Source organism: Actinosynnema sp. NPDC023658, assembly GCF_040639995.1.
Classification (GTDB): Bacteria; Actinomycetota; Actinomycetes; order Mycobacteriales; family Pseudonocardiaceae; genus Actinosynnema.
In genome coordinates this window covers 1-1,348 of record NZ_JBFAAX010001306.1, presented here as the reverse complement: position 1 = coordinate 1,348, position 1,348 = coordinate 1, and the positions used below count along the sequence as shown (strand labels likewise).

At 74.0% G+C, this 1,348-nt stretch carries 2 protein-coding genes; both read right to left on the bottom strand.

What is annotated here, in order from left to right; all coding sequences use genetic code 11:
* A partial coding sequence (locus AB0G02_RS40530; protein ID WP_360805946.1) for a HAMP domain-containing protein occupies nt 1–934 on the bottom strand: 934 nt, incomplete at its 3' end.
* Nucleotides 931–1,348, bottom strand: a 418-nt coding sequence (locus tag AB0G02_RS40525) for a response regulator transcription factor (protein WP_360805943.1), incomplete at its 5' end; no start/stop codon positions are given. The genes AB0G02_RS40525 and AB0G02_RS40530, both read right to left, overlap by 4 nt.

The window sequence follows — 1,348 nt, the reverse complement described above, 5'->3', positions numbered from 1 at the left end:
CCTCGGTGAGGCTGGTGAGCCGGGTGGCTTCGCGGTCGATGCGGAGCATCGCCTGGTCCACGTCGGCGCGCTCGGGCATCGCGCCCATCCGGTAGAGCTCGGTCGAGCCCTTGATGCCGAACAACGGGGTGCGCAGTTCGTGGCTGACGTCCGAGAGGAACGTGCGCATCCGCGCCTCGGACGCGGCCCGGTCCGCGAAGGCCCGTTCGAGCTGGCCGAGCATGGTGTTGAGCGAGGTCGCCAGGTGCCCGACCTCCGTGGTGGGCGCGGCGAGGACGGGCACGCGCCGGGTGAGGTCGCCCACGGCGATCGCGGCGGCGGTGTGCTCGATCCGCCGCAGCGGTCGCAGACCCCGGTCGAGGGCGAACCAGCCGACCGCCGTCAGCACCGCCAGCAGCACGGCGCCGCTGATCAGGCTCGTCGCGCGGAGCCGGGCCGTGGTGGCGTCGGTTTCGGCCAGCGGCGCCGCCACGACGACCGTCCCCTCCCACCCGGTGGTGGGCCGCGCGACCGCGCGCCAGCGTCCCGAACCGTCCGCGGCGGGCAGGTCGACGGGCTCGCCGTCGGTGGGCACGGTGCGCAGTTCGTCGGGTCCGGGCAGGGTCGCGTCGTCCAACCGGCTGGAGTGCAGGCCGCCCACCACCGCGCCGTCCGCGCCCAGGTAGACGAGGTAGGGCGTGCCGATCAGGCGGAGGGCGGGGTCGAGGAGGTCGGGGCGGGGCGTGGCGCCGACGGCGTCGAGCGGCCCGGTGGCCGGCACGTGGGAGATGATCTCACCGAGCGAGTGCAGCTGGGCGTCGACCCGGTCCAGCTGGTAGCGGTCCAGCTGGTCGGACACGACCGCACCGACCAGGCCCAGCCCGGCCAGCAGCAGGCCCGCGGTGAGCAGCAGCAGCCTGACCCGCAGGGACAGCCGGTCCAGCACGCGCCTCACCCGGCGGGTTCCCGCATCACGTACCCGACGCCGTGCACGGTGTGGATCAGCTTGGGGTCCTCGGCGTCGACCTTGCGCCGCAGGTACGAGATGTAGGTGTCCACGATGCCGGCGTCGCCGCCGAAGTCGTAGCGCCACACCCGGTCGAGGATCTGCGCCTTGGACACCACGCGCCCGGCGTTCTCCATCAGGTAGTGCAGCAGCCGGAACTCGGTGGGCGAGACGCGGACGGGCAGCCCGGCGCGGGTCACCCGGTGCCCTTCGGCGTCGAGGGCGAGCGCGCCGACGGTCAGCACGTCCTCCCGGTGGCCCGAGGTGCGGCGCAGGATCGCCCGGATGCGGGCGATCAGCTCCTCCAGGTCGAACGGCTTGGTCACGTAGTCGTCGGCGCCCAGGGACAGGCCGGTGACCTTG